This window comes from Caproicibacter sp. BJN0012 (assembly GCF_035986805.1).
Taxonomy (GTDB): domain Bacteria; phylum Bacillota; class Clostridia; order Oscillospirales; family Acutalibacteraceae; genus Caproicibacter.
The window spans coordinates 1,550,543-1,576,252 of sequence record NZ_CP142518.1; the positions used below are offsets into that span (position 1 = coordinate 1,550,543).

Below are 25,710 nucleotides of genomic sequence, written 5' to 3' on the forward strand. Positions count from 1 at the left end.
GGATGTGTGAAATCAGTTGGGCGAAAAAATCAGGCTGCAGAAGCTGCTTTCGGAAGCCGGCGTGGCTTCCCGCAGAAAAGCGGAGGAATTGATTCTGGCGGGGAGAGTCCGCGTAAACGGAGCCGCCGCAGAGATCGGCGGCAAGGCCGATCCGGACAGGGACCGGATCACCGTCGACGGAAGGCCGCTTGAGGCGAAAGAGAAAAAAGTATATCTTATGCTTCATAAACCGAGGGGATACATCACTACCATGAGCGACGAAATGGAACGCAAATGCGTGGCGGAGCTTGTGCGCGACGTGCCCGAGCGCGTTTTTCCCGTCGGAAGGCTGGACCGGGAATCGGAGGGCCTTCTCCTGATGACGAACGACGGCGAGTTTGCGAACGCGATGACCCATCCGTCCCGCCATGTCCCGAAGATATACCGCGTGACCGTGCGCCCCAAAGTCACGGAGGAACAGCTGATTCAATTTTCGACCGGGATGACGATCGAAGGGAGAAAGACGGCGCCCGCCGTGGTGCGCGTCCTTTCGGAGGAGCCGGGACGCGCCGTGCTGGAGATCGTCCTGCGGGAGGGGCGGAACCGGCAGATCCGAAAAATGTGCGAACAGCTGGGGCTGGAGGTCGCGCGCCTGCGCCGCACTGCGGTTGGATTTTTAAAGCTTGGGATGCTGCCCGCCGGAAAGTGGCGCCCGCTGACTGCGGAGGAAGTCCGCCGCTTGTCGGGAGCGGCATCCTCCGGTCCTGATCCGCGAATTTCCTCGAAAACGAAGCGAAGAAAAACGGCGAATCATGCCGAATTCCGGCGCTGACAATAATTACTTGCCATTTGGACGCGAATCGCTTATAATAAAATATGATTATTTTTTCATCATATTGGTAGAAAATCTTGTAAACGGAGGAATGAAAATGAAGAATGGCGGTCATGCCGAAACAACGCAGGACGGGTTGAAAATCACACAGACAACGGGCTATCTGCGCCTTGTTTCGCTGCTTGACGATGGAAGCTTTCATGAGATAGACGGCCTGGCGAGGTCTCACGAGGGTTATGCGGAAGCGGTCGCTGGTTATGGCACGGTGGAAGGGTGTCCGGTTTACGCTTTTTCACAGAACAGCGATGTCGGTGGTGGTGCTATGTCGAAAGCTCAGGCCTCTAAAATCAAGAAAATCTATCAGTTGGCGGTTAAAACAGGGATGCCGGTCATTGGGATTTTTGACTCCAAGGGCGGGCGTCTGAACGAGGCTGGAGATGTTCTGGGAGCGTACGGTGAAATTCTTCTGCAGGCTAACAACCTTTCCGGTGTGGTTCCGCAGATTTCCCTGGTGCTGGGACCGTGCGCCGGCACGTCCGCGATGATCGCGGCGGGAGCGGATTTTGTCGTGATGTCCGACAAGGGGGAACTGACCATCGCGACAAACGGCGAGGGCGGTTCGGCGGAGGAAGCGGCAGAAACGGGCCTTTGCCATATCTCCGCGGCGAACGAGTCCGATGCGATCGGCGCCGTCCGCAGGCTTTTGTCCCTTCTGCCCTCCAACAACCTGTCGTCTCCGATGCTTTGTGAAGCCGTTTCGCCGTCCGGGACGCTGTCCGCAGGGGAAACGGATGCCGGAAAAATCATTGCCTCCCTCTGCGACAGCGGTGAGTTTTTGGAATTAAGCCCGAAATTCGGCGCGTCGGCCGTCACGGGCTTTGCCCGCATTGGCGGAATGACGGCGGGACTGGCTGCTTTTTCGGGAGTGATTGATTCCGGCTCCTGCTCGAAGGCGGCGCGCTTTCTCCGCTTCTGCGATTCTTTCTCCATTCCGGTCGTCACGCTGGTGGATGCGGAAAAGTTTGAATCGCTCCGCGAGGCTTCCAAACTTTCCAGCGCTTATTCGGAAGCCACGACGGCAAAGATCACGGTGATTACCGGTTCGGCGTACGGGCCCGTTTATATTGCGATTGCGGGAAGAGGAGCCAATTCAGACCTTACCATGGCCTGGCCGGATGCGGCCGTTTCCGCGGTGGCGCCCGAAACGGGAGCGATTTTCCTTTGGAACGACCGGCTTGCCGGGTCGGCGGATCCAGTGGCGGACAGGCAAAAGCTGATTGAGGAATACAAAAAAAACGAAGCCTCGGCGCAGAGAGCCGCGGAGGAAGGAATCATTGAAGCGGTCGTCGCTCCGGAAGAGACCCGTGCGCAAATTCTTGCGGGTTTGGACATGCTCAGCGGGAAACGGGTTTCCACCCTGCCGAAAAAGCATGCCGATATCCAGCTTTGATGAAATAGGACAGGGGGATAACATCATGACAAAAAATCTCAGAATTACAGTAAACGGCACGGCTTACGATGTACAGGTGGAAGACCTCGGCGCCGCTTCGGCGCCGGTCCAGGCTTCGCCGGCTCCTGCGGTTCCCGCTACCAGGGCGGCTTCGCCCGCGCCGGCCGCGCCCGCGGCGAAGCCCGCAGCTCCCGCCGGAGGAGAGACGATCTCCAGCCCGATGCCGGGGACCATTGTATCCGCCAATGTAAAACCGGGGCAGAGCGTCAAGAAGGGCGATGTTCTTGTTGTGCTGGAAGCCATGAAGATGGAAAATGAAATTATGGCTCCCCACGACGCGCAGGTTGCGGCTGTTTTGGTGAATAAAGGGGACAGCGTCGAAAGCGGAACTCCCCTTGTTACCCTCCAGTAAGGGGGCACTGGGAAATGAATAAAAAAATTGGAATTACGGAAGTGGTTCTGCGCGACGCGCACCAGTCGCTGCTTGCGACGCGCATGCCTCTCTCCGATATGCTGCCGATCCTCGGCAAGCTGGACCAGGTCGGCTTTTATTCGCTGGAGTGCTGGGGCGGCGCCACGTTCGACGCCTGTCTGCGTTTTCTGGACGAGGACCCGTGGGAGCGTCTGAGGGTGCTCCGTAAAAATTGTCCCAACACCAAGCTGCAAATGCTGTTCCGCGGGCAGAACATGCTGGGGTACCGGCATTACGCGGACGATGTCCTGGAGTATTTTGTACAGCGGTCCGTGGCGAACGGAATCGACATTATCCGAATTTTCGACGCGCTCAACGACATTAAAAACCTCAACGTCGCCATCAGGGCCGCAAAGAAGGAAGGGGCCCACGCTCAGGTTGCCATTTCCTATACGACCGGCCCCGTGTTTACCGATCAGTACTATGTGGATTATGCGAAACGGATCGAAGACGCGGGTGCGGATTCCATCTGCATCAAGGACATGGCCGCGCTGCTGACGCCCTATAAGACCTACGATCTGGTCAAGGCGATCAAATCGGCGGTCAAAATCCCGGTCCAGCTTCACACGCACTATACGTCCGGCCTCGCTTCCATGTGCGAGCTGAAGGCCGTGGAAGCGGGGGTGGATCTTCTGGATACCGCGATGTCCCCGCTCGCGCTCGGCACTTCCCATGTTCCGACGGAGTCCATGGTGGCTGCGCTGAAGGACACGCCTTACGACACGGGTCTAGATCTGATTCTGCTCAACGAGATCCGCGAATATTTCATGACGCTTCGCGACAAATATATCAAGAGCGGACTTCTCGACCCGAAAATGCTTGCGACCAACACCAAAGCGCTGGTCTATCAGGTCCCGGGCGGCATGCTGTCGAACCTGCTGTCTCAACTGAAGCAGGCGGGCAAGGAGGATCAGTTCGAGGCCGTGCTGGAGGAAGTGCCGCGCGTGCGGAAAGATGCCGGCTATCCGCCGCTGGTGACGCCGACCTCCCAGATCGTCGGAACACAGGCCGTGTTCAACATTATCACCGGGGAACGTTACAAGATGTGCACGAACGAATTCAAAGACCTGGTGGCCGGAAAATACGGCACGACCCCTGTCCCGGTTGACGACGCTTTCGTGAAAAAGATCATCGGAGACGCGCCGCGCATTACCTGCCGCCCGGCGGACCTTTTGAAACCGGAGCTGGAAGACCTGAGAAAGGAATGCGCCGAATGGACCGAGCAGGAGGAAGACGTCCTTTCCTACGCGCAGTTCCCGAAGGTGGCGACGGATTTCTTTAAGAAGCGTGCGGAAAAAAAGTACGGAATCGATGGCAGGCACGCCGATCGGAAAGAAATGGTCCATCCCGTTTGACCGTAATTATCAGCTCCGTGTCTGTTTTGCACGGAGCTGTTTTTGTTTCCGGGTTTTTTGAACCGCAGTTGACAATTGGGACGGAAAGCTGATAAAATAAATAGGATTATGATTTATTTTTGAATAAGTCATTTCTATTTTCGCTATGATTCAAGATAGGAAGACTACAGAGATGAGATGATAAGAGTGATCAAGAGCATGACCGGGTTCGGCAGAAGCGAGAAAATCGCCGGAGGGCGGGATATCGCGGTGGAGATCCGGTCCGTCAATCACCGTTATTTTGATTATTCCTCCCGCATCAGCCGCGGGTATGGTTTTCTGGATACAAAGCTGAAGTCCTTTCTTCAGGACCGGATCGCAAGGGGCAAGATAGACTTGTATGTTTCCGTGGAAACATTGGAAAGCGCGGATACGGAGGTGACAGTGAACCACTCCCTGGCTTCGGGATACATCGCCGCCCTGCGCGATCTCCAGGAGTGCTACGGGCTGAAGGACGACATCTCCGTTATGGCGGTGGCGCGTTATACGGATCTTTTCACGGTACATCAGGCGCCGGAGGACGAGGGGGCTGTCTGGGAAGACGTCCGGCAGGTCGTTGAGGAGGCGTTTCAGTCTTTTTCGGCGATGAGACAAGCGGAGGGAAGCCATTTGAGGGACGATTTTCTGGCGCGGACGGAAACGGTCCTGGAACTTGTTTCCGGCGTGGAGAAACGTTCGCCGGAGACGGTGACGGAATACCGGGAAAAGCTGCTTGCCCGCCTGCATGAGATGCTGGCCGACGCGAATATCGACGAGCAGAGGGTCGTGACGGAAGCGGCGGTTTTTGCAGACAAAGTCTCCGTCGCGGAAGAGACGGTCCGGCTTCGCAGCCATGTGAGCCAGTTTCTCTCCCTGATGGAGTCCGGCGAGGCGGTCGGCCGCAGGCTTGACTTTCTGGTCCAGGAGATGAACCGCGAGGCGAACACCATCGGTTCCAAATGTGTTGACGCCGAAATTGCCCATCTGGTTGTGGACATGAAGGCTGAGATAGAAAAAATCCGAGAACAGGTCCAAAATGTTGAATAGGATTGCAAAAAGGGGATTTTTATGAAGTTAATCAACATCGGCTTTGGCAATATGGTTTCCGCAAACCGCCTTGTTGCGATTGTCAGCCCGGAATCGGCCCCGATCAAACGCATTATCCAGGATGCCAAGGAGCGCGGCGCGCTGATTGACGCAACGTATGGCCGCAGGACCCGGGCGGTGATCATTACGGACAGCGACCATGTGATCCTCTCCGCCGTACAGCCGGAAACGGTGGCAAACCGCCTGAACGACCGCGACGAACTTTCGGACGAGGAGCTCGACGACGATGGCGAATGACGGCCTCCTGCTGATCCTTTCCGGACCTTCCGGCACGGGAAAGGGGACTGTGGTCAAGAGCCTCGTGGATGGCGAACCCGGTGTCCGTCTGTCTGTTTCCGCCACAACGCGGGCGCCTCGGCCCGGTGAAACGGAGGGAAAGGAGTATTTTTTTCTGACGCCGGATCGATTCCGTGAAATGGCCGGCGCGGGGAAAATGCTGGAAAGCGCGGAGTACTGCGGCAATTGCTACGGCACGCCGCTTGGGCCCATTCTGGACTGGACTTCCCGGGGGCTGGACGTTGTTTTGGAGATCGAGGTCCAGGGGGGCGCGCAGGTGAGAAGAAAGCGGCCGGACGCGGTGGGTATTTTTATTCTGCCCCCCTCTCTGAAAGAGCTGGAACACCGGCTGCGGCAGCGTGGCACGGAGACGGACGAAGTGATCCGGGGCCGGCTGCAGAAGGCGAAAAAGGAAATTCCTGAGGCGATCCACTACGATTATATCGTCATCAACGATACCGTGGAATCCGCGGTCGCGCAGATCCGCGCGATCATTGCCGCGGAAAAGAAACGTTCGAGCAGAAACCGAGAACTGATTGAAAGGATACTGACAGATCATGATTAAACCGATTGCCGATCTCATTCTTACTCCGCACCAGAGCCGCTATTCCCTGGTGGTTGCCATTTCGAAGCGCGCGCGGGAAATTGCGGAAAACGCGGAAAAAAGCCGGACGGTTCTGGAGGAAAAGCCGGTGGAGCTGGCGGTTCAGGAATATGTCAGCCATGAATTCACCATGATAGAAAAACCTACGCCGAACGATGACACGGACGAGTGAAAACAGCGCTGAAAGGTGAGGATCCCGGTGGCCGTTGCAAAAGTCGCAGTGGAGAATACGGTCTATCATTTTGACAAAGCGTTCGATTACCGTATCCCGGATTCGCTGCTCTCGGAAGCAAAGGAAGGCTGCCGCGTTCTCGTCCCCTTTGGCACCGCGAACACAAAGCGGCAGGGCATCATACTGGAGCGGCCCGAGCCGGGGGATGAACCCGGTCAGAAGCTGAAATCGATTGAATCCGTCCTGGACCGGGAACCGCTTTTAACGCAGGAAGCGCTCCGGATGATCCCGTGGATCGGGGAGCATACGTTTTGTACGCTTTTTGATGCGGCGAGGCTTTTTCTGCCGGCAGGCGTTCTTTTTCAGATCAGCACGGAATATCTTCTGGCCGGCCCCGCCGATGAGATCGCGGCGAAAGCGGGGGACGGGGAGGAAGCGAGAGTCGTCGCTTATCTGTCGCACCGCAGAGCCGTAAAGCGCGAAAAGCTGCTGCGCGATCTCGGGCTTGCCCCGGACAGCGGCATTCCGGAGCGGATGCTTCGCAACGGGCTGCTCCGAAAAAACAGCGGCGCGTTCCGGCGGGTTGGGGACGCGGTCCAGAAAATGGTCCGTTTCACCGAACCGCAGGAGCTGCCGAAGCTGACGGCAAGACAAAAATGCGCCCTGGAGGTCCTTCGCAGCGCGGGCTGCGCTTCTCTCAAGGAAATCTGTTATTTTGCCGGCGTCACTCCGGCGGTGGTCGACGCCCTGGTCAAAAAGGACGTGGCTCAGTATTACGATGCGGAGGTATACCGCAATCCCTATGGATCCGTTTCGGGGCCGGCGGACTCCTCTCCGCCGGCGGTCAAGCTGACCGCCGAGCAGGAGCGGGCTTACCGGAACCTGTATGGGCAGTACCGCGAGGGAAAGGGCGGCGTTTCCCTTCTGTTCGGCATTACGGGCAGCGGGAAAACGCAGGTTTTCATGAAGCTGATCGACCGGGTTCTGGAAGACGGGCGCGGCGTGATCGTCATGGTCCCTGAAATTTCTCTGACGCCGCAGACCGTTTCCCTGTTCCATGCGCGCTACGGAGCGGGAGTGGCTGTCTTTCACAGCGGACTTTCCCTCGGAGAGCGGCTGGACGAATGGAAGCGCGTCCGGAACGGAGATGCTTCCGTCGTCGTCGGCACGCGCTCCGCGGTGTTCGCCCCTTTTCGAGATCTGGGATTGATCATCATGGACGAGGAACAGGAAAGCACCTACAAATCCGAATCCTCTCCCCGCTACCATGCCCGCGAGGCCGCGAAATACCGGTGCGCGTATCATAAGTGCCTTCTGGTGCTGTCTTCGGCAACGCCGTCCGTCGAAAGCTGCTATCACGCACTCTCGGGGAAATACACCCTGAATGTGCTTTCCGAACGCTACGGCCCGGCCCGGCTGCCGGAAGTCGATATTGTAGACATGAACGGGGAGATCGAAAAAGGGAACGCCGGCATCCTCAGCGGGGAGCTCGCGCAGGCGCTGCGGGAGAATCTCCAGGACGGAATGCAGTCGATCCTCCTGCTGAACCGCCGCGGTTACAATACCTTTGCCTCCTGCCGGGCGTGCGGGCATGTCGCCGCGTGCCCGAACTGCAGCATCTCCCTGACCTATCATGCCGCGAACAACCGGCTGATGTGCCATTACTGCGGGTATTCGGTTCCGTTCACGCGGGAATGCCCGAACTGCCATGAGGAGCAGATGCGCTACACTGGTTTTGGGACCCAGCGCGCGGAACAGCAGCTGGAGGAATTGCTGCCGGGCGCGCGGATATTAAGGCTGGACGCGGATTCGACCATGACCCGGTTCGCCTATGACAAAAAACTGAAACAGTTCTCCGAAGGTGCATATGATATCATTGTCGGAACGCAGATGGTCGCGAAGGGGCTCGACTTTGAAAACGTCACCCTCGTCGGGGTCCTTTCCGCGGACCAGGCGCTTTACGGCGACGACTTCCGCAGCTATGAGCGCGCGTTTGACCTGCTGACGCAGGTGGTCGGCCGTTCCGGACGGGGCAAATATGCCGGGAAGGCGGTTATTCAGACCTATACTCCGGAAAACGATATCATCCGCCTTGCGGCGGAACAGAATTATGACGGGTTTTACCGCAGTGAGATTTCATTGAGAAAATCGCTTCTGTATCCTCCGTTTTCCGATCTCTGCGTGTTTGGATTCGTCGGCAGGGAGGAAACGCGGGTCCGTGCGGCCAGCGGGGATTTTTTCCAGCTTCTCTGCCGGACGGCGCGGGAGAAATACGCGGATCAGCCGCTGCGTGTGCTGAGCCCGTCCCCCGCGCTGATCGGGCGCGTGAGCAACCGGTACCGTTACAAACTGATTGTGAAATGCCGCGACAATAAACGCATCCGGCAGATGGTTTCGGAACTGCTGGTCCAATTTTCGTCCGACAGGAAATATTCGGATATCACGGTGTTTCCGGATATGAATCCGGAAACAATTTTATAAAATGGGGGAATAACATTGGCGATCAGGAACATCATAACGGAAGAAGATCCGTTTCTTCATAAAAAATGCCGGCCGGTGGAAAAGTTCGACCGCCGGCTCTGGACCCTGCTGGACGACATGGCGGACACGCTCCGCGAGGCAAATGGCGTCGGGCTGGCGGCGATCCAGGTCGGCGTTCTCCGCAGAGTCGTGGTGATCGATGTCGGGGACGGCAAGGGCGTGCGCGAACTGGTGAATCCCGTGATCCTGGAGAAATCCGGTGCGCAGGAGTCCATGGAAGGCTGCCTTTCCATCCCCGGAAAGTGGGGAATTACCAAACGTCCCAAGCATGTGAAAGTGCGCGCGCAGGACCGCAGCGGGAGGTTCTTTGAATACGAAGGGGAGGACCTTCTCGCAACGGCTTCCTGCCATGAGATCGACCATCTGAACGGAATTTTATTCCTGACTCATGTGGTCCGGATGCTGACGAGGGAAGAACTGGAGCGCATGCGTTCGTCGGAGGACTGAAGTTGAAAATTATTTTTATGGGGACCCCGGAGTTTGCCGTTCCTTCGCTGGCGGCGTTGATCGAGGCGGGGCACGAAATCGCGGCGGTTTTCACGCGCAGGGACAGACCGGTCGGAAGAAAACAGATTCTCACGGCGCCGCCCGTCAAAGTCCTGGCGCTGGAAAAGGAAATTCCGGTATTTCAGCCGGATTCGCTGCGCGGAACCGAAGCGGAAGGAATCATCTCCCGAATCCGGCCGGACGTGATCGTCGTGGCGGCTTACGGGAAAATTCTTCCGAAAAATATTCTGAATCTGCCGCGTTTCGGCTGTGTGAACGTGCATGCATCCCTCTTGCCGAAATACCGCGGCGCGGCCCCGATTCAGCAGGCCGTGCTGGACGGCGAAACCGTGACGGGCGTGACCGCGATGCAGATGGCCGAGGGGCTGGATACGGGGGACATCCTTCTGAGCGACCGGACGGAAATCGGCACGGAGGAAACCTCCGGCGAGCTGACCGCCCGGCTTGCAGGGATCGGCGCGAAGCTGGTTGTCCGTACTTTGTCTGAATTGGAGCACGGAACCGTCACTCCGGTTCCGCAGGATGACGCGAAGTCAAGTTATGCATCCATGCTGACCAAAGAGCGTTCGCCGATCGACTGGACCCGCGCGGCGGATCAGATTCACAACCAGGTGAGAGGCCTCTCTCCGTGGCCGGGCGCCTCCACGGTTTTTGAGGGCAAAAAGCTGAAGGTTCACCGCACCCGCCCGGCGGGGACCGGAAACGGGATTCCGGGGCAGATCCTTCCGGGCGGCCAGCTAAAAGTCGTCTGCGGCGGCGGAACCGTTCTGGAACTGCTGGAAGTTCAGCCGGAGGGCGGCAAAAAAATGCCGGGATCGGATTTTCTGCGCGGGCATCCCGCGCAGGGAGCTACTTTGGGAAACAGTTAAAGGAGGTTCGAAAAGATGTACGGATTCTATTACTTTAATTATACATATTTCTGGATCATGGTGCCCGCGCTGATCGTCACCCTGATCGCGCAGTCCCGGGTCAATTCGACATTCGCCAGGTATTCCAGGGTCCGCACGATGAACCAGATCACCGGAGCGGAGGCGGCGGAGCGCGTCGCGCGCTTCGGCGGCGTGAACCGCCTGTTTCTCAAACGCGTGGCGGGAAATCTCACGGACAACTTCGATCCGCGCAACGACACCATCAGTCTTTCGGAATCCGTCTATTCCTCCGTTTCCATTGCGGCCGTCGGCGTGGCGGCGCACGAGGCCGGCCACGCGATCCAGAACGCCGAGGGCTACTTCCCGAATAAAATCCGCACCGCTCTGGTGCCCGTTACCAATTTCGGGTCCGGCCTTTCGATGCCGCTGATTATCATCGGCCTGATTCTGCCCGTGCAGTATGATTTTATCGTTTACACCGGCATTATCCTGTACAGCCTGGTCGTCCTGTTTCAGCTTGTGACCCTTCCGGTTGAGTTCAACGCGAGTTCGCGCGCCATCCGCGCTCTGAACGATGCGGGAATTCTCTATCCGGATGAGCTGGAAGGGGCGAAAAAAGTTTTGCGGGCGGCGGCGATGACTTATCTCGCGGCCAGTTTTACAGCGCTGCTGACGCTGCTCCGCTTTCTTTTGATGGCAAACGACAGAAGGGGACGCCGCTGATGACGGGTGCGCGCGAGGCGGCGCTTCAGGCCCTCCTTCGGGTCGATTCCCAGGGCGCCTATTCCAATTTGGTTCTGGACCATCTGCTCTCAGGCGCCGCGATGGAGCCGCGCGACCGGTCGCTGGCGACAACAATTTTTTATGGAGTTCTGGAGCGCAGGATCACGCTGGATTACGTGATCGGGCGCTTTTCCAGTATCCCGCTGGAGAAAATATCACCGGTCGCTCTTGAGCTTCTGCGGATGGGCGCGTATCAGATCTTATACCTGGATAAGATCCCCGCTTCCGCGGCGGTCAACGAGTCGGTCAGCCTGGCGAAAACCTGCGGGGCCAAACGCGCGTCCGGCTTTGTCAACGCGGTTCTCCGGAATTTTGTCCGGAGCGGCGGGAAACTGCCCGCGTTCAGGCCGGAAACGGGACCGCTCCGGCGGATCAGCGTGGAATACTCCTGCCCGGAATGGATCGTTTCGCTCTGGAACGGGGCCTATGGGGAACAAATGGCTTTGCGGCTGCTGGAAAGCATGACGAAGAAGCCCGATCTTTACGCGCGCGTGAATAATACGCGCATCGGGGAGGAACAATTAATCGAAAGGCTTCGGGGCGAAGGAATTGACGCCGTTCCGGTTCCGTGGCCCGGGCAAGCGATCCGGCTGGAAAAGGGAATGGAATTCGCGGACAGCGGCTGTTACCGGGACGGACTGCTTCATATCCAGGACCTTTCCTCCCAGATTCTTTGCGCCCTCGTTGATCCTCGGCCCGGGGAAACGGTCGTGGACGTCTGTTCCGCGCCGGGCGGCAAAGCCTTTACGCTTGCGGAGCGGATGGGAGACCGCGGAAGGATTTTTGCTTATGACAAATATCCGAAGAAGGCCGGTCTGATCCGCGAGGGAGCGCGCCGACTGTGCCTTTCCTGTGTGGAGGCCGGCGTCCGCGATGCGGCGGACCCAAAAGAGGGCCCCGAACCGGCGGACCGCGTCCTGTGCGACGTCCCCTGTTCCGGGCTGGGCGTTTTAAGGCGCAAGCCTGAGATTCGCTTTAAATCGCCGGGGCCTATTGACAGTCTGCCTGATTTGCAGTACCTTATTCTGTGTAAGTCGTCCGGATTGGTGCGAAAGGGCGGGGTCCTTTTCTACAGCACGTGCACTTTAAACCCCGCGGAAAACGGAGCGGTGGCGGACCGCTTTCTGGCAGGTCACGCGGAGTTCGAGCCTCTTCCGCTTTCTTTGCCGCAGACGTTCCGGCGCGAGGTGGAGGAACCTGAAAATCAAATGACGTTTCTGCCGTATCTTCACGGCACGGATGGTTTTTTTGTCGCTGCGTTCCGCAGAAATTAGGAGGATAATTTGAACCGTACGGACCTGAAATCGATGACACTTGGGGAAATGAAAGCGGCTTTTGCCGGTCAGCCTGCTTTTCGCTCGTTGCAGGTGTACCGCTGGCTACACAGAGGCGTTTTCGATTTCGAGGAAATGACAGACCTTCCACAGATATTTCGCGCCCGGCTGGCGGACGAATATTACATAGCCGCCGCCCGGATCGAGCGAAAATATTGTTCAAAGCTGGATGATACGGTCAAGTATCTGTTTCGTTTCAACGATGGGGAAATGGTCGAAGGCGTGCTGATGAGCTATCATCACGGGCGGACGATCTGTATTTCCACGCAGGTCGGCTGCAAAATGGGCTGTGCGTTCTGCGCAACCGGGAAAAGCGGTTTTTCCCGCAATCTGACGGCTTCTGAAATGCTTTCCCAGGTTCAGGCGGCTCAGCGGGACGCGGGGGAACGGATCTCCAATATTGTTCTGATGGGCATGGGCGAGCCTCTGGATAATTACGAAGCGGTGCTCCGCTTTTTGGATCTGGTTTCCTCGGAAGAGGGAATGAAGATCGGGATGCGTCACATTTCCCTGTCCACCTGCGGACTTGTGGACAAAATCTATGATCTTGCCGAAAAGAGATATCAGCTGACTCTCTCGGTTTCTCTGCATGCGCCGAACGACGCGATCCGTTCCCGGATCATGCCGGTGGGCCACCGGTGGAATCTGGAGGAGCTGCTTCGGGCGTGCCGGTATTATGCCGAGTTGACGGGGCGCCGCATTTCTTTTGAATACGCCATGATCGGAGGGGTCAACGACAGCGCGGAATGCGCCGCGGAGCTTGCCCGCAGGCTGCGCGGAATTCTGTGTCATGTGAATTTGATTCCGGTCAACACGGTGAGCGGATCTGCGTTCCGCAAAAGTTCACAGGAGCGTCTGCACGCATTTGAAGCGGCGTTGTCAAATCATGGAATTACCGCCACGGTGCGCAGGACGCTGGGCGCGGATATCGAGGCTTCCTGCGGCCAGCTGAAACGCAGATTCAAAGAGGAGGTGGCCAATGTTGAGAATTTTCAGTAAAAGTGATGTTGGCCTTGTCAGAAAATCAAATGAGGATGCCTGTAACAGCGGAATCCTTCCGGACGGAGCCGCCTGGGCGGTTGTCTGCGACGGGATGGGGGGCGCGAACGGGGGCGGCGTTGCCAGCGGCATTGCCGTGGACCGCATTTCCGAGCGGATTCTGACCGGCTATTCCGCGGAGATCGGTGAAGTCGAAATCCAAAGCCTGATTTCGGATGCGGTTCTGAACGCGAATGATGCGGTTCACGCCCGCGCCGGCGCCGACGAGACGCTGAGCGGAATGGGAACGACCGTGGTGGTCGCCGTGGTATCCCGGGGCGTAGCGCACATCGTCCACGCGGGCGACAGCCGGGCTTACCTGATTACCCCGGATGAGATCCGGCAGCTGACCACCGACCATTCCATGGTTCAGGAGATGGTGGATAAGGGGGACCTGACCGCTCAGGAGGCAAAGAAGCACCCGCAGAAGAATATCATTACCCGGGCGCTGGGCGTGGACCCTTTTCTTCAGGCGGATTACTGCGAGGTTCCGTTTTCGGCCGGCAGCCGCCTCCTGATCTGTACGGACGGACTGACGAATTATCTTGATGAGGAACAGATTTTTCTCCTTGCGAAAGAATCGGACGCTGATGATCTGACCGCGCGGCTGGTTGCTCTTGCCAAACAGGCGGGTGGAAGTGACAATATCACGGTAACCGTCATTGAAAACTGAGCCGTTAAGGAGTTGATTGCATGGATAAATACACCGGCAAGCGGCTTGACGGCCGCTACGAGATACATGAACTTGTCGGCGTCGGAGGCATGGCGGTCGTATACCGTGCCTACGATACGATCGACGACCGCGCTGTGGCTGTCAAAATACTGAAGGATGAGTTTCTTGGCAACGAAGATTTCATCCGGCGCTTTAAGAACGAGTCGAAAGCGATCGCCGTCCTGTCCCATCCCAATATTGTGAAAGTGTTCGACGTCAGTTTCGGCGACAGAATTCAATATATTGTTGAGGAATATATCGACGGAATCACTCTCAAGGAATATCTGGACCAGCAGAAGCGGATTAAATGGAAGGAAGCCATCCATTTTACCGTTCAGATTCTGCGTGCCCTTCAGCACGCGCATGAGAAAGGGATCGTCCACCGCGACATCAAGCCGCAGAACATCATGCTGCTTCAGGACGGAACCATTAAGGTGACCGATTTCGGAATCGCGCGTTTTTCCCGCAGCGAGACCCGCACCATGACGGACAAGGCGATCGGCTCCGTCCACTATATCGCGCCCGAGCAGGCGAGGGGAGACCTGACCGACGAGAAGACGGATATCTACTCCGTCGGCGTCATGCTGTATGAGATGCTGACCGGCCAGCTTCCCTTTGAGGCGGATAACGCCGTTTCCGTCGCCATCATGCAGCTTCAGACCGACCCGAAGCCGCTGCGGGAGCTGAACCCGTCCATTCCGGAAGGGCTGGAGGAAATCACGCTGAAGGCGATGCAGAAGAATCCGGAGCGCCGCTATCAGTCCGCCGCGGAGATGCTGCGGGACATCGAGGTGTTCCGGCGGAATCCGAGCACGAGGTTCCAGTATAAGTATTTTATCGATGAGAAGCCGACCAAATATATCGATGCGATCAATTCCGTGAAAAACACCGAACAGCCCGGATACAACGACAATTACGACTATGAGGAAGAACTGGAAGAACCCGTAAGGAGGAAGAAGAGGCCGGTTGCCGTTTTGGTCATTGCCGGAATCGCCGCCGCGTTTCTGATCGTGACCATCAGCTTCGGCGTAGCGGCTTTGGTGCACAGCCTGAACTCCGGCCCGAAGGACGTCAAGCTTCCGGATTATAAGGGCCAGAACATCGACGACGTGCTGAACTCGGTCAGCAGCGGCTCGACCTATCATTTCCAGTTCAAGCAGGAGCAGAAAAGCGACCCGGACGCGGAAGCGGGCAAGATCCTTGACCAATCCCCGCCGGCCGGAACGACGGTGAAGGAAAACGCGACCGTTACGCTGACCGTGAGCAGCGGAGGACAGACGCTGACGCTGGACGATTACTCCGGCAACGCCCAGGCGGACGCCGAGGCCGCCCTCACAAAGCTGGGGCTGGACTATAAAGTTCAGACGGTTGCGAGCGATACGGTCGATAAAGGAACCGTCGTCCGTACGGATCCGCCGGCTAAGACGGAGGTCACGGTGGGGAAAGACGTGATCTATGTTTACGTCAGTTCCGGAAAGGAAATTCAAAAGGTCGCCGTTCCGAATGTGGCGGGCCGCACGCTGGAGGACGCCAAAACAATGATTACGGACGCGGGCCTGACGGTTGGCACGGTAAAGCAGCAGGCGAGCGACCAGACGGCCGGGACCGTGATTGAGACCGACCCGCTCAACGGAGTGAAGGTAGACGAGGGCAGCACGGTCAACCTCTTCGTCAGTTCCGGACCGGCGCAAAAAAAGGTTACCATTTACGTTCAGCTTCCGAAAAACGTGACGCATGACATTGTTTTGAAGGCTTATCTTGGCAATGACCTGAATGTGACCAAAACGGTCAATCCATCCTATAACGATGTGTGTCAGCTTGATTTTACCGGAGCCAGCGGCGTTCAGACCTTGACGATCACGCTGGACGGAAGCAAGTACAACATTTATTCCCTGAATTTTGACACGGGAGAGGGCAAAAGAGAGTGGTCCACGGATTATGTGGACCCCAATACTTCATCCGGCGGGGCGGCTTCCGGCGGAAGCGTTTCACCAAATGACTGACCGGATGATGCAGGGACTGATTTTACAGGGAATCGGCGGTTTCTATTCAGTGGAAGCCGCCGGTCGGATTTATGAGTGCCGGGCGCGGGGGATCTTCCGCAAAAACGGCGTGACGCCGCTTGCTGGGGATCTTGCCGCCATCTCCGCAGAGCCGGACGGCACGGGAACCGTGAACGAGATTCTGCCGCGCCGGAACTTTCTGCTCCGGCCTCCGGTCGCGAATCTGGACCAGCTGGTCGTTGTCGTCTCGGCCTGCGAGCCGTCGCCGAACCTGCTGAACACGGACCGGGCGATTGCCGCCGCCCTGGATAAGGGGATCGAACCGGCGCTTGTGTTTTCCAAGACCGACCTGATGCCGGTGGAATCGCTTGAAGAGATTTATTCCAACACAGGGATCCGCCGGTTCAGCGTCTCCTGCCAGACGGGAGAGGGGCTGCAGGACGTGCTGCGGATCCTCGCGGGAAAGACGACGGCCTTTACCGGGAATTCCGGGGTTGGGAAGTCCACGCTGTTAAACAGCCTGTTTCAAGGTTTGAATCTCCAGACCGGCGAAATCAGCCGCAAACTTGGGCGGGGCCGGCACACGACCCGGAAGGTCCAGCTTCTGAAGCTGGACGGCGGAGGCTATGTGGCCGACACACCCGGTTTTTCTTCCATCACGCTGGAAAAAAGCGACCGCATTGCCAAGGGAAACCTGCCGCTTTGCTTTCCGGAGTTTGCCCCTTATCTCAAGCAATGCCGTTTTTCCTCCTGCTCCCATACCCGTGAGAAGGGCTGCGCCGTATTGCAGGCGGTCGAAGACGGCAAAATCAGCAAGTCGAGACACGAAAGCTATACGGCAATGTATCGGGAAATGGACGGAATCAAGGAATGGAACAAAAAGTGATCTGTATGGTGATCGGTTCGGTGCCGATGGAAAGAAAGGAAATTTTTGAAGAATATCATCCGGGGGATTGTTATGTGATCTGTGCCGACGGCGGACTTGAAAACGCCAACCGCTTTCATATCAGGCCGGACCTGATCATCGGCGATTTCGACTCCTACCGGGGAGCACTTCCGGAAGGAGTGCAGACCATCCGGCTGAAAGTTGAAAAGGACGAAACCGATACTCTCGCGGCTGTAAAGGAGGGAATCCGCCGCGGATTCCGGCAGTTCGTACTGCTTGGCGGGCTGGGCGGCGAGCGTTTTGACCATTCCTTCGCGAATCTTTGCGTCCTTCAATATCTGTGCCATCAGGGCTGCAAGGCTGTCCTGGTTGGAGAAAACAGTAAACTTTTTTTAATTACGGAGGGAAGGCTGACCCTAGACGGGATGAAAGGCGCCACTGTTTCGGTCTTTCCATTTGGCTGTCCCGCCTGCCGGGTCAGCTATATCGGAATGAAATATCCGCTGACAAAGGCGGTTCTTCATTCGGACGACCCTCTCGGTGTCAGCAACCGGATCGAAGCGGAGGAGGCGCGCATTTCCGTGCATGGCGGTGATGCCCTGATTCTGGTCCAGTCCTAAATTCTCTTTAGCACACATTTCCCGCCGCTGTATATACTGTTATTAGAACTTAAAACTGCGCCGGGGCGGTGAGCATATGGGAGGCAGGCACAAGATCGATACAAAAAGCTGGGCGCACTATATTGTGGCGTTTGGCTTGGGATTACTCCTTTCCTGCTTTTGCCCTATGGGACTGATCATGCTTTTAGCGTCCATTATCATCATCACGTTGGGCATCGCACTTTTCAAAGGGTGCTGAACATATTTCCGGGAGGGATACATTCATGAAGGTTGTCGTCGTACGGAGTTCGAAATTCTGGAGCTTTTTGCTGCGCAGGATGTTTAACATCAAAAGAGAGCAATAGACTGCTGAGCTTCGGAAAGCCGGAGGCCGGCCTGTTGGGAAAAATAAGTCCTTGGAACCCGTCTCCCGCATCATGCGGGAGACGGGTTCCTTTTTGCAGCAGGCGGTGTTTTGTGCCCTCCGTTTGAACCGGCGCGGCGGCTGGGGGCGAACCGAGAGGCCCGGAACAAAAAACGGCTGATACCGATTTCGTATCAACCGTTTGCGTCGTTCTTTATTGCTGCCTTATGCATTTCTTAACGCTGTTCCGTACACGGCTTGATCAGCGGTACAGGTGCTGAACGGAGATCTTTGGCACCCGAAACCAGAAGTTCATAACGGCTTTACAAGCTTCAGTTTCCTGTATTCGTAAATGCTTTCCAGATCTTCATAGGTCCCGTCGTTATGTACAGCGCCGAGGTGCAGAAAGGCCGGACTGAAATTGCCGGAATCGAACTGAGAAGGGACGATACAGAACTCAATCAAATTGCCGTTTCGGGCCTGTAACAGCTTTTTTTCCACTTCATTTTTTGGTACAAGAATTTTCATGTACGACATCCTTTCTCCAATCATTTTCACCTTTCTTTCCTGTGTCCCGACTATAGTATAATAAAAAAAAATATAGTCTTCAAGGGTGGAAATTGTCGCCGGCTGTCGATTACAAAGAAAAATTAGTGCGGCACGGCGCCCGGCCGGCGGGACACCGTGCCGCTCAGTCAATTAAAATCTGCGGCATCCACAACGGCATCTGCAGCGGCAACCACAGCGGCAGCCACAGCCGCCAAAAGCCAGCAGAGGAATCAGCCAGCAGCACATCTCAAAAATCCCTTCTTTCCTAGAGGACTGCTCTATCATATGTTTTTGCCGCGAAGCTTGTCAATATTGCACTGCGGAATGCGAAATTGTAATTTGAGAGAGGAATTCCGATGCATTTCAGTGTCTTTTAACTTTTATCGAGTGTTTTGTCCCACTGCTTTTATGAAATTTTCATCATTTGGATATAGTGCATTCATTTTTTTACCATAGAATTATTCATAATCTTTTTCTATATTAAAGGAGTTGAAATAAAGTGCCGTCTAGAATTAAAAACGAATGGGAATGAGTGACATGATGAGCGAAGCAAGAATAAAAGCCAATCGAAAATATCTGAAAAAAATGGATGATGTCATCTTCAGGGTAAAAAAAGGACGGAAAGCTCAAATCAAAGCGCGGGCGGAGTCGCTGGGCATGAGCCTGAATGCGTATATGAATTCTTTGATTGACAGGGATATGGAAACTCACCTGTAATCTCATCATGCTCTCATTGTTTTCATATAATGTTTTCTCGTCCGGTGCCGATAATACTAATAAGAACAGCAGGAAGGGATGAATCGTTTTGGCCATATCATCAATTTCAGGAACATCCGGCTATTATGCCGCCGGTACGAGCGGCAGCTCAAACAGTCAAACGGAAATTTCACAGTTGGAAAAACAGGAGAAGAAACTGCAGGAAAAACTGGAAGACCTGGAGAAAAATTCATCAGACGAAAACTCCGAGCTGGTCCAGATGTACCAGCAGCAGATCTCGGCGATTGAAAGACAGATTCAGCAGATTGAAAACCAGCAAAGATCAGCTTCCGCACAGGAACAGAAGAACGCGACATCTGCGGAGGCGCAAAATTCGACGGAAACGAGTGTTCTTGATACGATTGTATAATCGCGGCAAAAAACCCCCGGCTGCTGGAAAAGCGGCCGGGGTTTTTTGCAGTCCGGGAAATCCGCCGATAACGGCTGCGGCGATTGAAAACATCCAAAGGCAAAGCTTTTTAAGTATAAAAACCGTTCGTTCGCAAAAACTATCCTGCGAATAACAAGGACGGAAGGTTGCCATGATTGCGCTTCTGAAAGACGCTGAGTGTTATTGCCCGCAGTACAGCGGGAAAAAGGATATATTAATCGCGGAAGACAAAATAGAAAGTATCGATCCGGTTGGAAGGTGGGGAAACTGCCCGTTTCTTGACCGGATTATTGATTGTGGAGGGCTAAAAGCATTTCCCGGCTTGATCGACCAGCACGTCCATATTGTGGGGGGCGGAGGCGAACAGGGGTTTGCCAGCAGGATCGGGGACATTGCTGCCGACGATGTTTTTTTGTCGGGCGTGACCACTTTGGTCGGCCTTCTTGGCTTTGACAGCTGTACCAAAGATCCCGCAAATCTTTTTGCGAAGGCAAAAAGCCTTCAAAAAGCGGGACTGACCGCTTATATCTATTCCGGCGGTTATACTTTTCCCATGGCTTCTCTGACCCAGAACATCCTTCATGACCTGATCATGGTGAATGAGGTGATCGGCGTCGGGGAGGTCGCGATTGCCGATCACCGCTCCTCCCAGCCGAGCGTATCGGAACTGGCGGAACTTGCCTCGGCCGTCCACGCCGGCGGGATGATCGCCGGAAAGGCGGGCGTCGTCCATATCCATCTCGGAGAGGGAAAACGAGGGCTGGGTCTGCTTCGGGATATTCTGGACCAGACGGATCTGCCGATGGAAATGTTTGTTCCGACGCATGTCAACCGTCAGCGGGAGTTGTTCACACAGGCAATGGAATACTGTAAAGCGGGAGGAAATATTGACCTGACGGCCGGGGAGACGCATGGGATCCCCGTTCCGGACGCAATCGAAATATTGGTAAAAAGCGGGATGGACCTTTCCAGGGTCACCGTCAGTTCCGACTCGAACGGAAGCGTCCCGACAGGAGGAGTGGGGAAGATTCAGGAGCTGTTTGACGATATCCGCGGCTGTATCCTCGAGAAGGGGGTCCTGCCGGAAACCGCGTTCCGTTTTGTGACGGAAAATGTCGCGAAAATACTGAAGTTATATCCGCGAAAAGGAACGCTCCGGGCAGGCGCGGATGCCGATATCGCGGTTTTGGACTGCGGTTACAATCTGAGGAAGCTGTTCTGCCGGGGCAGACAGACCGTGGAGGACGGGCGTGCTGTCCGTCCGGAGGAGTGAATGATATGGAGGATCTCCCGAAGGGTTATTTGATCATTATTGGGGGTGCGGAGGACAAAACAGGGGAGAGCGTCATTTTAAGACAGGCTCCGGAAATGCTTTCCGGCTCGGACTGTCTGACCGTACTGACCACGGCGACGGAGCAGCCGCAGGCGGCAGGGCGGAAATATCGGGAGGCTTTTACCGGCCTCGGAATGAAAAACGTGATTGTTCTGGACATCAGCAGCCGTGAACAGGCGGAAGACCCGGAAAACGGGGCGGCGATTGCAAAATCGAAATGTGTCTTTTTTACGGGCGGAGACCAGCTCAGAATCACCAGCATCCTGGGCGGAACCAGAGTGAACGCGGAACTGAAAAATCTCTACCGCAGCGGAGGCGTCATCATGGGGACCAGCGCCGGGGCGTCGGCCATGACTTCCACAATGGTCGTCCAGGGAAACGACAATGAGCCGGCCCGCAAATGCACGCTGAAAATGGCGCCCGGCCTCGGGCTGCTGAGCGGAGTGATGATCGACCAGCACTTTGATCAGCGGGGCCGCTTTGGAAGGCTGCTGTGCGGCATTGCCGAAAACCCGGACGTGCTCGGGGTCGGGATCGATGAAGATACGGCGATCAAACTTTACCCGGACCAGCATTTTGAAGTGATCGGCTCCAATGCCGTGACCATTCTGGACGGGAAAACCATTCAGAGTTCAAACGTTTCCGAATTGAATCCAGACGAGCTGCTGATGATTACGGGTGTCACGGTGCACACTCTTCCGAAGGGCTACGGCTTTGAACTGAAAAATAGAAAGGTTTTGCGACTGAATGATGGAAAGCGATAGGATTCAGATCCTCGACCACCGATATTATCGGGGAAGGAATATTTACAGTCATAAACCGGTGATGAAAATGGTTGTGGATATCGGAAAATACGGTGCGATTCCGACGAAGGATATCCCCGGCTTCAACGAAAAGCTTCTTTCCGCTTTTCCCGGGCTCAAAAAGAATTTCTGCAGCCTTGGGTACGAAGGGGGATTCCTGAAGCGTTTGGAGGAGGGCACTTACCTGGCCCACGTTCTGGAGCATACAATCCTTGAGATGCAGGCGATGCTCGGTTATGACGTCAGCTTCGGAAAGACCAGGACCATAGAAGAACCGTCAAAATACTATCTGGTTTATCAGTATATCAACGAGGTCTGCGGCCTGGAATGCGGGAAAGCCGCCGTTTTCATTTTGAACCGCTTCCTCGGGAACCAGGAAGTGGACACCGGAGAGTTTCTGGACTATCTGGGTGGAATTTCCCTGAATGCGGAGCTGGGGCCCAGCACTTCCGCAATTGTGGAAGAAGCAAAAAAACGGGGGATCCCGGTTACAAGGATCGGGCATGAAAGCCTGGTCCGGCTCGGATATGGGAAATACAGCCATCTGGTTGAGTCCACCCTGACCGATATGACCCCCTGTATTTCCGCGGATCTTTCTTCCAACAAGCAGTTGACGAAATCCATTCTGAACAAAAATAAAATCCCGGTTCCCTACGGGAAAACAGTCTACTCGGAGCTTTCCGCCGAAATGGCGGCGATGCAGATCGGCCTGCCGGCCGTTGTCAAACCGATCGACGGGAATCAGGGCAAGGGCGTTTCCCTGAATCTGAGCGGCAAAGAGGAAATCCGGGCCGCCTATCGGAACGCGGCGAAATTCAGCACCGGGGCCGTCGTGGAGCAGTATGTGAAAGGAAAGGATTTCCGCGTGCTGGTTGTCGGAGACCGGGTCCGTGCCGTCGCGGAGCGTCGGCCCGCCTGTGTGACAGGGGACGGACGCCATACGATCCGAGAGCTGATCGAACGGAAAAACAGCGATCCGGAGCGCGGAGAGGCGCATGAAAAACCGCTCACCAAAATCCGCCTGGACGAGGTGGCTCTGGAGGAGCTGAAAAAACAAAAGAAGACGCCGGAGGATATCCCGGAACAGGGAGAGACTGTTTTGCTGAGAAAAAACGGCAACCTCAGCACCGGAGGAACCGCGACCGACTGCACGGACATCATCCACCCGGAAAACGCGGAATTTGCCGTCCGCGCCGCGCAGGTGATCGGTCTCGACGTCGCGGGGGTAGACTTTGTCACGGAGGATATCGCGCAGTCCATTCGGGAAACGGGCGGAGTCATCGTGGAAGTCAACACTGCCCCGGGAATCCGGATGCACCTGTATCCGAGCGAAGGGGCGCCGAGAAACGTTGCAAAGGATATTGTGGACCAACTCTTTCCGCAGGAATACCGCTTTCCCATCGTATCGGTGACCGGGACAAACGGAAAGACCACGACCGTGCGCCTGATCCATCACGTGCTTTCCATGACGGGGCTCAACGTCGGCATGACGAGCACCAGCGGGACCTTTATCGGGGAGCGATGCGTCTGCGCGGGAGACAATTCCGGCCCGCGAAGCGCCGAGTCCCTGTTGTCCGATAAGACGGTGGAAGCCGCGGTTCTGGAGACGGCCCGCGGCGGAATCGTGCGGGAGGGGCTTGGATACGATCTTGCCGACGTCGGCGTGATCACCAATATCGCCGACGACCATCTGGGGCTGAACGGCATTGAAACGCTGGAGGACCTGGCTTTTGTCAAATCTCTGGTCGTCGAAGCCGTCAGGAAGGACGGCTGCGCTGTCCTGAACGCGGCCGATCCGATGACGCCGACGATTTTAAAACGGGTGCGTTCCAGAGTGATTCTGTTTTCCGGCAATCCCAAGACGGATGTCTTTGTGCCAAAAAACTGTGTCCGGGTTTATGAAGAGAATGGGAGAATTTTGATCCAAACGGACGGGGAAAAGCGGGAGCTGATTCGGATTTCAGATATCCCGGTGACCGGAGGCGGCCTGATCCGCTGCAATGTGGAAAACAGCCTGGCAGCCGTTTCGGCGCTCATCGCGTTGGATATTCCACCGAAAACCATTGCGGAGGGGCTGAAGAGCTTTCGGATGAATACCGGGCGGTTCGACCTGTACCGCCTTGGCGGTTTTTTCGTGATGCTGGATTACGGGCACAACCGGCCCGGATATGAGACCGTCATCCGGACCTGCGAAAGAATGGAGCACCGTCGTTTGGTCGGCGTCATCGGCATGCCGGGCGACCGGAGCGACGCGGCGATTCGGGATACCGCACAGCTTTGCGCAAAATCGTTTGATCAAATTTATGTAAAAGAGGACGAAGACCTGCGGGGGAGACAAAAAGGCGAAGTAGCTGGGCTGTTTTACCGAACGATCACGGAAAACAGTTTTCCCGAAAAACGGATTTCAGTCTGCGAGAAAGAGCTGGAAGCGCTGAAAGCCGCCGTTTCCAACGCAAAAAACGGTGATCTGATTGTCGTTTTCTACGAAAAGCTGGGGCCGCTGAAACAGTATCTGGATTCCGTGGGAGCGGAAAAAGTAGACCTTTGTCCGCCGGAGGTGCCGCGTCGGGAGAAAGTGCAGATATCATAAGAAAAGCCCCGCCGTTGCGGGGCTTTTCTTTCTGCCTGGGAGTATTAAGAGTCATATTTGTAAAAATAAATAATTTTTGCGCTTGAGTCGTACAGTGCGAAGGTGAAATCCTGAGAGTAGCGGTTTTGCAGCGGACTGATTTTTTCGCGGAGATCCGTTTCGTTTCGGTCCAGAAAGAAATAGGCGCCGGTTTGGACGCTTTTTGTTTTTTTGATCCAATCGTTTCCCAGCCCGCCGTATTGAATGGTCGTTCCCTCGTCCCCTCCGTAAATCAGCATGGTAAGATCCTTTGGCATCGGCAGGGGATGCCAGGCGTTTTGACCGGTGACTCCCATCTCTTTTTCGTCCGAGTCCAAAGGCAATGCGACCTCGATATCAACTTCGCCGTCGCCGAACCAACCGGTGGAATCGCTGTATTCGATCACGGAAGAATTACGGGGAACGGCAATCTTCAAGTTTTTTTCAACCTGTGATATTTCTTGAGTCTGCGGGTCAAAGACACGGAAAATGAGCAAATAGAGAATCGTCAGTCCGGCCAATGCCGTACCCAGCCCGATCAATACTGCCCTCAGGACCGGTTTTCGCCGGCGCATGAAAAACGCCTCCTTGATTCATCCGGTCCGGAACCGGACTTTGTATCGTCGCTTACAGATTCCAGCAGATCGCCGGGCTGGCATTTCAGCACGGTGCAAATTCGGTCCAGGGTGGAAAAGCGGATCGCTTTGGCCTTTCCGTTTTTTAAAATCGACAGATTGGCCATAGTAATCCCGACTTTTTCGGATAGCTCCGTCACGCTCATTTTTCGTTTCGCCAGCATCACGTCTAAATTTACTCTGATTGGCATTTTGGCTCCTCATATCGTCAGATCGTTTTCCTGCTTCAAATCGCAAGCCTTTTCAACAAGATGCGAAAGGGCCGCGCATACGACCGCCGCCGCTGTTCCGGCGAAGATGATAAACAAAATCAGAAGAAGGACACCCGGATGAAGCAGTTTCAGAATCAGCAGGATGACGGCGGCCGCGAAATAAAGCAGGCTTTCCGAGACGGCCAGCGCGCCGATGTCCCGAAGACGTTTTCCGTTTTCTCTGCAAAAAGAGTTGTCTTTTGCGATTTCCCGGCAGATTTGCCATGATTTCCAAAGTGCAAAATAGAAGGGAACAGCGGTGATCCAGACAAAAGTCAGACAAGGCCGGAACAGACCGCTCAGTCCCGGATTTTCCCGCGCGGTTTCTTTTCCCAATGCCGGCACGATCCAAAAACACAGGGCGGCTCCGATGAGTCCGGCAAATACGATGATGCCTTTCAGCCATTTCGATAATTCCGTCTGTTTCAGTTCCATCATCTCCTTACTGTGGTATTATAAAACAGTATATTCCGAAAATCAATA

The 25,710-nt window shown here is 55.6% G+C and carries 28 protein-coding genes; 24 read left to right on the forward strand and 4 right to left on the reverse strand.

Annotated features, from left to right (window positions below; all coding sequences use genetic code 11):
* Nucleotides 1-16: 16 nt before the first annotated feature.
* The 19 genes from VA597_RS07485 to VA597_RS07575 all read left to right on the forward strand — a co-directional run bounded on the left by VA597_RS07485 (nucleotide 17) and on the right by VA597_RS07575 (nucleotide 17,796).
* Nucleotides 17-811, forward strand: a complete 795-nt coding sequence (locus tag VA597_RS07485) for a pseudouridine synthase (RefSeq protein WP_128742147.1) — start codon at nucleotides 17-19, stop codon at nucleotides 809-811.
* A gap of 91 nt (nucleotides 812-902) precedes the next feature.
* The gene (locus tag VA597_RS07490; RefSeq protein WP_243112664.1) at nucleotides 903-2,261 is read left to right on the forward strand and encodes a carboxyl transferase domain-containing protein; all 1,359 of its coding nucleotides are present in this window, start codon (nucleotides 903-905) and stop codon (nucleotides 2,259-2,261) included.
* A gap of 25 nt (nucleotides 2,262-2,286) precedes the next feature.
* The gene (locus VA597_RS07495; RefSeq protein ID WP_128742149.1) at nucleotides 2,287-2,673 is read left to right on the forward strand and encodes a biotin/lipoyl-containing protein; all 387 of its coding nucleotides are present in this window, start codon (nucleotides 2,287-2,289) and stop codon (nucleotides 2,671-2,673) included.
* 14 nt (nucleotides 2,674-2,687) lie between these two features.
* The gene (locus VA597_RS07500; protein ID WP_128742150.1) at nucleotides 2,688-4,088 is read left to right on the forward strand and encodes an oxaloacetate decarboxylase subunit alpha; all 1,401 of its coding nucleotides are present in this window, start codon (nucleotides 2,688-2,690) and stop codon (nucleotides 4,086-4,088) included.
* 177 nt (nucleotides 4,089-4,265) lie between these two features.
* The gene (locus VA597_RS07505; protein ID WP_326975612.1) at nucleotides 4,266-5,153 is read left to right on the forward strand and encodes a YicC/YloC family endoribonuclease; all 888 of its coding nucleotides are present in this window, start codon (nucleotides 4,266-4,268) and stop codon (nucleotides 5,151-5,153) included.
* Between the two features lie 21 nt (nucleotides 5,154-5,174).
* A complete protein-coding gene (gene remA / locus VA597_RS07510; RefSeq protein WP_128742151.1) occupies nucleotides 5,175-5,450 on the forward strand; it encodes an extracellular matrix/biofilm regulator RemA in 276 nt (91 codons plus the stop codon).
* Complete coding sequence (gene gmk, locus VA597_RS07515) at nucleotides 5,440-6,054, forward strand: guanylate kinase (protein ID WP_128742152.1); 615 nt, start codon at nucleotides 5,440-5,442, stop codon at nucleotides 6,052-6,054. Before remA ends, gmk begins: the two co-directional genes overlap by 11 nt.
* Complete coding sequence (locus VA597_RS07520; RefSeq protein WP_128742153.1) at nucleotides 6,047-6,265, forward strand: DNA-directed RNA polymerase subunit omega; 219 nt, start codon at nucleotides 6,047-6,049, stop codon at nucleotides 6,263-6,265. The genes gmk and VA597_RS07520 overlap by 8 nt, the downstream gene beginning before the upstream one ends.
* 27 nt (nucleotides 6,266-6,292) lie before the next feature.
* Nucleotides 6,293-8,746, forward strand: coding sequence for a replication restart helicase PriA (gene priA / locus VA597_RS07525; protein ID WP_243112666.1), 2,454 nt, complete (start codon nucleotides 6,293-6,295; stop codon nucleotides 8,744-8,746).
* Nucleotides 8,747-8,761: 15 nt separating this feature from the next.
* The gene (def, locus tag VA597_RS07530; RefSeq protein WP_128742154.1) at nucleotides 8,762-9,253 is read left to right on the forward strand and encodes a peptide deformylase; all 492 of its coding nucleotides are present in this window, start codon (nucleotides 8,762-8,764) and stop codon (nucleotides 9,251-9,253) included.
* Between the two features lie 2 nt (nucleotides 9,254-9,255).
* Entirely contained in the window at nucleotides 9,256-10,182 is a 927-nt protein-coding gene (gene fmt, locus VA597_RS07535) for a methionyl-tRNA formyltransferase (RefSeq protein ID WP_128742155.1), read from the forward strand.
* Between the two features lie 15 nt (nucleotides 10,183-10,197).
* Entirely contained in the window at nucleotides 10,198-10,905 is a 708-nt protein-coding gene (locus VA597_RS07540; protein ID WP_128742156.1) for a zinc metallopeptidase, read from the forward strand.
* Nucleotides 10,905-12,239, forward strand: coding sequence for a 16S rRNA (cytosine(967)-C(5))-methyltransferase RsmB (gene rsmB / locus VA597_RS07545; protein WP_243112668.1), 1,335 nt, complete (start codon nucleotides 10,905-10,907; stop codon nucleotides 12,237-12,239). The genes VA597_RS07540 and rsmB overlap by 1 nt, the downstream gene beginning before the upstream one ends.
* Nucleotides 12,240-12,248: 9 nt before the next feature.
* Nucleotides 12,249-13,298: a 23S rRNA (adenine(2503)-C(2))-methyltransferase RlmN gene (gene rlmN, locus VA597_RS07550; protein ID WP_128742158.1), complete on the forward strand. Its 1,050-nt coding sequence runs from the start codon at nucleotides 12,249-12,251 to the stop codon at nucleotides 13,296-13,298.
* Nucleotides 13,279-14,010 (forward strand): Stp1/IreP family PP2C-type Ser/Thr phosphatase, encoded by a 732-nt coding sequence (locus tag VA597_RS07555; RefSeq protein ID WP_243112670.1) that lies wholly within the window; start codon nucleotides 13,279-13,281, stop codon nucleotides 14,008-14,010. Before rlmN ends, VA597_RS07555 begins: the two co-directional genes overlap by 20 nt.
* Nucleotides 14,011-14,030: 20 nt before the next feature.
* On the forward strand, nucleotides 14,031-16,052 hold the full coding sequence (gene pknB / locus VA597_RS07560) for a Stk1 family PASTA domain-containing Ser/Thr kinase (RefSeq protein ID WP_128742159.1): 2,022 nt from the start codon (nucleotides 14,031-14,033) through the stop codon (nucleotides 16,050-16,052).
* The gene (gene rsgA / locus VA597_RS07565; RefSeq protein WP_243112672.1) at nucleotides 16,045-16,938 is read left to right on the forward strand and encodes a ribosome small subunit-dependent GTPase A; all 894 of its coding nucleotides are present in this window, start codon (nucleotides 16,045-16,047) and stop codon (nucleotides 16,936-16,938) included. The genes pknB and rsgA overlap by 8 nt, the downstream gene beginning before the upstream one ends.
* Nucleotides 16,923-17,558, forward strand: coding sequence for a thiamine diphosphokinase (locus tag VA597_RS07570; RefSeq protein WP_128742160.1), 636 nt, complete (start codon nucleotides 16,923-16,925; stop codon nucleotides 17,556-17,558). Before rsgA ends, VA597_RS07570 begins: the two co-directional genes overlap by 16 nt.
* A gap of 76 nt (nucleotides 17,559-17,634) precedes the next feature.
* Nucleotides 17,635-17,796, forward strand: a complete 162-nt coding sequence (locus VA597_RS07575) for a hypothetical protein (protein ID WP_164918984.1) — start codon at nucleotides 17,635-17,637, stop codon at nucleotides 17,794-17,796.
* 417 nt (nucleotides 17,797-18,213) lie between these two features.
* Here VA597_RS07575 and VA597_RS07580 read toward each other — a convergent pair whose 3' ends face one another.
* Nucleotides 18,214-18,429, reverse strand: coding sequence for a hypothetical protein (locus VA597_RS07580; RefSeq protein ID WP_128742161.1), 216 nt, complete (start codon nucleotides 18,427-18,429; stop codon nucleotides 18,214-18,216).
* 543 nt (nucleotides 18,430-18,972) lie between these two features.
* Here VA597_RS07580 and VA597_RS07585 point away from each other — a divergent pair.
* The 5 genes from VA597_RS07585 to cphA all read left to right on the forward strand — a co-directional run bounded on the left by VA597_RS07585 (nucleotide 18,973) and on the right by cphA (nucleotide 24,323).
* Nucleotides 18,973-19,167, forward strand: coding sequence for a hypothetical protein (locus VA597_RS07585; RefSeq protein WP_326975614.1), 195 nt, complete (start codon nucleotides 18,973-18,975; stop codon nucleotides 19,165-19,167).
* Nucleotides 19,168-19,255: 88 nt separating this feature from the next.
* The gene (locus VA597_RS07590; RefSeq protein ID WP_164918985.1) at nucleotides 19,256-19,576 is read left to right on the forward strand and encodes a FlxA-like family protein; all 321 of its coding nucleotides are present in this window, start codon (nucleotides 19,256-19,258) and stop codon (nucleotides 19,574-19,576) included.
* A 172-nt stretch (nucleotides 19,577-19,748) separates the two neighbouring features.
* Nucleotides 19,749-20,870 (forward strand): beta-aspartyl-peptidase, encoded by a 1,122-nt coding sequence (gene iadA, locus VA597_RS07595; RefSeq protein ID WP_128742164.1) that lies wholly within the window; start codon nucleotides 19,749-19,751, stop codon nucleotides 20,868-20,870.
* Nucleotides 20,871-20,875: 5 nt separating this feature from the next.
* Nucleotides 20,876-21,694 carry a cyanophycinase gene (locus VA597_RS07600; RefSeq protein ID WP_128742165.1) on the forward strand — a complete coding sequence of 273 codons (819 nt, stop codon included), beginning with the start codon at nucleotides 20,876-20,878 and terminating at the stop codon, nucleotides 21,692-21,694.
* Nucleotides 21,678-24,323 (forward strand): cyanophycin synthetase, encoded by a 2,646-nt coding sequence (cphA, locus tag VA597_RS07605; protein WP_243112674.1) that lies wholly within the window; start codon nucleotides 21,678-21,680, stop codon nucleotides 24,321-24,323. The genes VA597_RS07600 and cphA overlap by 17 nt, the downstream gene beginning before the upstream one ends.
* A gap of 44 nt (nucleotides 24,324-24,367) precedes the next feature.
* Here the strand turns inward: cphA and VA597_RS07610 are convergent, their stop codons facing one another.
* The 3 genes from VA597_RS07610 to VA597_RS07620 are packed head-to-tail and all read right to left on the reverse strand — an operon-like array spanning nucleotide 24,368 to nucleotide 25,665.
* On the reverse strand, nucleotides 24,368-24,916 hold the full coding sequence (locus VA597_RS07610; protein WP_128742166.1) for a hypothetical protein: 549 nt from the start codon (nucleotides 24,914-24,916) through the stop codon (nucleotides 24,368-24,370).
* Nucleotides 24,892-25,167, reverse strand: a complete 276-nt coding sequence (locus tag VA597_RS07615; RefSeq protein ID WP_128742167.1) for a helix-turn-helix domain-containing protein — start codon at nucleotides 25,165-25,167, stop codon at nucleotides 24,892-24,894. The genes VA597_RS07610 and VA597_RS07615 overlap by 25 nt, the downstream gene beginning before the upstream one ends.
* A gap of 9 nt (nucleotides 25,168-25,176) precedes the next feature.
* A complete protein-coding gene (locus VA597_RS07620) occupies nucleotides 25,177-25,665 on the reverse strand; it encodes a DUF2975 domain-containing protein (protein WP_128742168.1) in 489 nt (162 codons plus the stop codon).
* Nucleotides 25,666-25,710 lie beyond the last annotated feature (45 nt).